We start from the raw sequence: 5,958 nt of genomic DNA on the forward strand, positions 1-5,958 counted from the left end.
AGCTGGCAGCCAGGGGCCTCGACGGACAGCTTGTCCGCCGCCGCGTTCAGCACCGAACGGATTTCCCGCCAGTCGATGACGAGCGCCGCTGCCGCGCCGAGCGCGCAGCCCTTGCGTTCGGACTGGGCGAGCGTTTCGATCGCGTGGCGCTGCGCCAGCACGGCCTGTTCGCTTTCGGTATGGCCGACGGTGCTCGGCTGCGGGCCGGCGGCAACGGTCAGGTTGCCGATGAAGATGCGTTCGCGGCTGAAGCCGTCGATCGCCTGTTCGAGCCATTTGCGGGCTTCGGGTTCAGCCGTTTTTTCGGCGGCGAAATCGACGACGCCGGGATGGCGGCCGTGGAGGAGGCAGAGATAATGGGCGGCATCGGCCAGGTTGCGCGCCGCAAAGGGGCCGCTGTTGAGTTCCTCGCCATGGACGTAACGATGGGCGTTCGATCCGTCGCGTTCGGCCATTGCGCGCAGCGCATCGCCGATCCCGCGCGCCTCGACCGCTTCCATCGCGCCCTGCCTCATCGCCATTTACTCCGACCCTGTTTCTCCGTGAACAGCCGCTATAGCGCGCTGCGGTAAAGAGGGGGTTTATGGGGCGTTAGGAGCGGGTTGACGGAAGTTAAGTTCGTGCCGCCCCTGCTGCAGGGGGGCGGCAGGCATTTTCAGGCGGCGAGCGGGAGCCTGTCTTCGTCCTCGTCGCGCGCTACGGCAGCCTCGGCGACGTCTACCTCGACGGCGTCGACAGCCTTCCGGCGCGGCGCGCGGACGAGCATCCGAGTCGCAAAGACGAGCAATCCCAAGCCGAAATATGCCGCCACGGTGAGCACCGGATTGAAGAACAGCGCCAGTGCGAACGCAACGCGGAACCAGTTGCCGCTGATCCCGAGATCCTCGCCAAGGCCTTCGCAGACGCCGAAAAACGTGTCGTCGCGCATGAACAGCGAGGGGCGGGCGGTGGTTTCTGCGTTGTGCGTCATTTCAAACTCCTTGGGTATTTCTCGTCTCGGATGGGTCGTTGCACCAGACTAAGCACGAGCCGTGCCAGTTCCGTAGAACGGCAGTATTGCGCCAATTTAGTCGAATGATTGCGAAATGCAACCGAAATTTTGCAGTGCAGCATTCACCACTATATGGCGCAATTCACCATTTACTGGGAGGGGTGTGGAGCGGCCGGAAAACCGCTCAGCGGCTTATAATCTTCGGGCGCAAGTCCGCAGGGCGGTGTCGCGCAGACGACAATACCTCTGGCCAGCGCCGTGAGCAGGGCGCGGGGTTGTGTTGTCATCGTTGCCGGATGGATCAGCCTGCCGACATCGTCGAACATGCCGGGCCCACGCGAGCGGTGTTCGACCATGACACCTTCCCATGCCGATGCACCTGGAGAATCGCCGATGACGATCAACGGCTGATCGAGGTTCAACGCGATCCGCCGCGCAATATCGGGGCGATTGCGGGAAAGTGAGGGGCCGAGATAGGCGGTGCGCTCGCCGCGGTTCGCTGCGCCGTGAGGAGGGCGATGCCAGGCGAGCTGCGTCCATTGGCCCGGAAAGAGTGACCCGATCCCGTAATGCGGTGTCACGATATACCGGGCGCTGGCCAGCAGCCGGGTCTCGCGTTCGACAAGCACGTCCGGGGCACGGAAATCGCTGATGGTGTCGCTGGGCCCGACTTCACAGGCAGCCCGATCGAGCAGCCGGTGGATCTCGGCAAACGGATATCGGTTCATCAGCACGTCGTAACTGCGGCCGCCCAACACGCCTGCGCGATCAAGCGGAACGAGCCAATTCTGTGCAATGACCAGATGACGCGCGCGATAGTCTATGCGTCCGGCGAGTGCCGCACCGAGCTTCGCGTCACGATCGAGATAGGCGCGCTGCCGGACACCCCCCGGTGCCTTTGCGACGCGCCGCATGGTCAGGTGCCGCCGCGCCGTCTCCACCGTGGCGCGATGTTCGACCGCACCCGGCCAGGCATAGCGGGCAAGCCCTGGTCGGCCGACCAGGCCCGGTGCAATCAGCTGGTCCGCGGGACGCCGTATCCCGGCGACCATGCTTGCATATTCCGGCCAGATATCGTCGAGGATGAACGCCGCCCGCTCGGCGGGAAGTTCGGTCACGCCGTGCCGGGCGTTCATCGCGCAGCCCGTCTGATCGCAGCTCGCGCAACTGCGTGGTGCGTTCATGGCCGTCCTTCGATCCGAACTTCGAGTGTCTCGGCGGTAAGAAAGACGGCGATCCTGATGGGCCGTGGCGTGCGGAACCGCAGGTCGATATAGTTCCAGAATACCGTGGCATCGGTGTCCGGATCGATGACGAGGTCGGCAACGGCAGCACTGTGCCGGTGGCGCTCGATCATTTCCATGCCGGCGTGAATTGCCGTGCGCGAGATTGCGTTGGTGAGCTGGCAGATGCCGCCGGCGATGGTTGGCACGAGACAGCCCTGACGCAGTTCGCGTCCTACCACATAGCCCTTGCGCCGCGTCGGACGGCCGATGCAACGCCAGAAGCCGAAAACCTCGCCCTCATTCAGTTCGAGCCCGTTGAGGCGGCGCGCCGCGACGCGCAGATTCTCGATCTTGCCCAGTTCGAGATCGAACTCGCGCGGATCCGTCGCAGTGAACAGCGCGCTGCTGTCGCTGCCGAGAACGCACGGCGCGACGTCATCGTGCCGGCCGTATCGAGGCCTCGCCGGACGGTCCTCGCGCAACGGCGTGAGCAGCCAATGACGCGCGGCAAGGATGCGCGTCTTCAGCGCGAAAAGCGGGTCGGCGGGAACGGGGCGGCCAGGCGGGAGGTCGCCGATTGTGTTCGACGCTCGCCCGGCCCCCCGCATCTGTCCTACTGGTCGAGGAAGCTGCGCATCTTGCGACTGCGGCTCGGATGCTTGAGCTTGCGGAGCGCCTTAGCTTCGATCTGGCGGATACGTTCGCGGGTGACCGAGAATTGCTGGCCGACCTCTTCGAGCGTGTGATCGGTGTTCATGCCGATGCCGAAGCGCATACGGAGGACGCGCTCCTCACGCGGAGTGAGACTGGCGAGGACGCGCGTCACCGTTTCCTTGAGGTTCGCCTGGATCGCGGCATCGACCGGGATGATGGCGTTCTTGTCCTCGATGAAATCGCCGAGGTGCGAATCTTCCTCGTCGCCGATCGGCGTTTCGAGACTGATCGGTTCCTTGGCGATCTTCATCACCTTGCGGACCTTTTCGAGCGGCATCGAAAGCCGTTCGGCCATTTCCTCAGGCGTTGCCTCGCGGCCCTGCTCGTGGAGGAACTGGCGCGATGTGCGGACGAGCTTGTTGATCGTCTCGATCATGTGCACCGGGATACGGATCGTGCGCGCCTGATCGGCGATGCTGCGCGTGATCGCTTGCCGGATCCACCAGGTCGCATAGGTGCTGAACTTGTAGCCGCGGCGATACTCGAATTTGTCGACCGCCTTCATCAGGCCGATATTGCCTTCCTGAATGAGGTCGAGAAACTGCAGCCCGCGGTTCGTGTATTTCTTCGCGATCGAGATCACGAGGCGCAGATTCGCCTCGACCATCTCCTTCTTGGCGATCCGCGCTTCGCGCTCGGCCTTCTGAACCATGTTGACGATGCGGCGGAACTCGGTGAGCGCCATGCCGGTCGCTTGGCTGATCTCGGCGATTTCGGTGCGAATCCGGTCGACCGCCTCAGCCTCGCTCTCGGCGAACTTGGCCCATTTCTTGTCGATCTTCGCGACCTGGTCGAGCCAATCCTCTTCGAGCTCGCGGTCCATATAATGTTCGAGGAAATCGCGGCGCGGCACCTTGTGCCGTTCGGCGAGGCGCAGCATCTGCCCGCCCAGCGCCGTCAGCCGGCGGTTGAACGAATAGAGCTGGTCGACGAGATATTCGATCTTCGTCTGGTGGAACTGGACGCTCTCGACCTCCGCCGTCAGCTCCTCGCGCAGCTTCTGGTAGCGCGTCTCCTGCGCCTTGGGGAATTCCTGCCCCGCGCCCAGTGCGGCGAGCCGCTTCTGCTGCGCGGCCGAGAAGGATTTGTAGAGCTTGGTAATGCGGCTGAAGCGTTCGAGCGCTTCGGGCTTCAGCGCCTCTTCCATCTGGGCAAGGCTCAGCTGGTTATCGTCGTCGTCATCGTCGTCGCGCGACTTGGCCGAGGCGCCTTCGTCCTGGTCATCCTCATCGTCGCCGTCTTCCTCGTCTTCGAACTCTTCCTCGTCGTCGTCTTCCTTGATCGAGGGGCCGGCGGTCTTTTCGGAGATCTCGCCGCCGTCATCCTCTTCGCTGTTTTCAACCTCTTCGGCGCTCGGGCCCTTGGTCAGCATCGCTTCGAGATCGAGGATCTCGCGCAGCTGCATTTCCTCGTCGTTGAGCGCTTCGGACCATTCGATGATGGCATTGAAGGTGATCGGGCTTTCGCACAGTCCCATGATCATCATGTCGCGACCCGCCTCGATCCGCTTGGCGATGGCGATCTCGCCCTCGCGGCTCAGCAGCTCGACCGCGCCCATTTCGCGCAGATACATGCGGACGGGATCGTCGGTGCGGTCGCCGGTCGTCTTTTTCGGTGCTTCGACGACCTTCTTTTCCGCGCCGTCGACGGCCTTGGGCGTGTTCTTCGCCTCGGCGGCTTCCTCTTCGCCCGCATCCTCGTTCTCGACGACGTTGACGCCCATTTCGGAGAGCGCCGACATGACGTCCTCGATCTGGTCGGAATCCATCTTGTCCTGCGGCAACGCCTCGTTGAGCTCGTCGATCGTCAGATAGCCGCGCTTCTTCGCCTTGGTAACGAGCTTCTTCACCGAAGCCTGATTCAGGTCGATCACCGGTGCGTCGGCCTCGTCCTTGGTTGCAGCATTTGATTTCGCCATGAATATTCCCGTGCTTTTCCGCTTAGGCAGCGGCTTCCCCTAATGTTTCCAACTCGTCATGCAAGCGCTGTCGTTCCGCCATCAACTGCCTGCGCCGTTCCGATTCGCGATTCCACACGCTCTCGAATTCTTCCGTCTCAGCGGCCTGCGCCAAAGCAGTGCCGACGCGCTCGAGACTATGTTCAAGCTCCTGCGAACGGGCGATGGTATCGATGGCCGCTTCGAGATCGCGTTTGGCCGTCTCGCTGTCCGACTTCCGGTAGAAGAAGGAAAAGCCGAGATCCCGCCAGATATGCCGCCTTTCGATACTGTCCATCTCCGCATCGGCCAATATGGTCTCGATCATGTCGTCATCAAGTCCCGGCCGTTCGAAAGCCGCAGAAATCAGCAGGTCGCGCCAGCGCTGCAGCGTTTCGTCCTTCGGCTTGAGCGACTGGACCTGTTCGGCCTTGGCCGTGACGATCTGCGGGTAGCGGGACAGGCCGAGCAAAATGGCGCGGATGTACAGGTCCAGCCCCTGCAGACGCGCGCTGCCCGACGTGGCAACGATCGCCTCGCGGACGAGGTCGACCTCGCGCTTTTTCCAGCCGAACGCGTTCCAGAACCGGTCGCGAAATTCGCGCCCGAACTCGTCGCGCATCGCCGGATCGCCGATCGACTGGGCGATGTCGTTCAGCCGCGATTTCAGCTTCGCGCGCGCGGTGGCGGTCTTCGGCGCGATTTCGGCACGGATATAGTTCCACAGGAAACCGTCGAGACTTTGCGGATCGGCGAACGACCGTTGCAGGTCTGGTAGACCTCCGGCGCGGATCACATCGTCGGGATCCTGCCCCGCTGGCAAGGTCACGAAGGCAAGCGTGCGGTCGGGGCGGATGGCGGGGAGGGCGCGATCGACGGCCCGCATCGCCGCCTTCTGGCCGGCGCTGTCGCCATCGAAGCACAGGATCGGCGCCTCGACGATCCGCCAGAGCAGCGCCATCTGGTTCTCGGTCAGCGCCGTGCCGAGCGGGGCGACGGCTTCGGGGATGCCCGCCTGATGCAGCGCGATCGCATCCATATAGCCCTCGACGACGATGATCCGGTCGCTTTCGCGCGAGGCCGGTCCAGCC

The 5,958-nt window shown here is 63.5% G+C and carries 6 protein-coding genes; all 6 read right to left on the minus strand.

The features are described from left to right. Window positions 1–521, minus strand: a 521-nt coding sequence (locus Q0139_RS08195; protein WP_298019962.1) for a hypothetical protein, incomplete at its 3' end; no start/stop codon positions are given. 134 nt (window positions 522–655) lie between these two features. Next, complete coding sequence (locus tag Q0139_RS08200; RefSeq protein WP_298019965.1) at window positions 656–970, minus strand: PspC domain-containing protein; 315 nt, start codon at window positions 968–970, stop codon at window positions 656–658. Between the two features lie 170 nt (window positions 971–1,140). Continuing rightward, window positions 1,141–2,175: a hypothetical protein gene (locus tag Q0139_RS08205; RefSeq protein ID WP_298019967.1), complete on the minus strand. Its 1,035-nt coding sequence runs from the start codon at window positions 2,173–2,175 to the stop codon at window positions 1,141–1,143. Further along, the gene (locus Q0139_RS08210) at window positions 2,172–2,825 is read right to left on the minus strand and encodes a VanW family protein (RefSeq protein WP_298019970.1); all 654 of its coding nucleotides are present in this window, start codon (window positions 2,823–2,825) and stop codon (window positions 2,172–2,174) included. Before Q0139_RS08210 ends, Q0139_RS08205 begins: the two co-directional genes overlap by 4 nt. A gap of 5 nt (window positions 2,826–2,830) precedes the next feature. Then, a complete protein-coding gene (rpoD, locus tag Q0139_RS08215) occupies window positions 2,831–4,849 on the minus strand; it encodes an RNA polymerase sigma factor RpoD (protein WP_298019972.1) in 2,019 nt (672 codons plus the stop codon). Window positions 4,850–4,871: 22 nt separating this feature from the next. Beyond that, window positions 4,872–5,958: toprim domain-containing protein (locus Q0139_RS08220; RefSeq protein WP_298019975.1), on the minus strand; the 1,087-nt coding region annotated here is incomplete at its 5' end.

The organism is uncultured Parasphingopyxis sp., from assembly GCF_937129435.1.
Taxonomy (GTDB): domain Bacteria; phylum Pseudomonadota; class Alphaproteobacteria; order Sphingomonadales; family Sphingomonadaceae; genus Parasphingopyxis.

Coding starts and splice junctions, on each gene's coding strand:
- Q0139_RS08210 (WP_298019970.1), bottom strand. CDS start 2,825: ATGCGGGGGGCCGGGCGAGCGTCGAACACAATCGGCGACCTCCCGCCT.
- rpoD (WP_298019972.1), bottom strand. CDS start 4,849: ATGGCGAAATCAAATGCTGCAACCAAGGACGAGGCCGACGCACCGGTG.
- Q0139_RS08205 (WP_298019967.1), bottom strand. CDS start 2,175: ATGAACGCACCACGCAGTTGCGCGAGCTGCGATCAGACGGGCTGCGCG.
- Q0139_RS08200 (WP_298019965.1), bottom strand. CDS start 970: ATGACGCACAACGCAGAAACCACCGCCCGCCCCTCGCTGTTCATGCGC.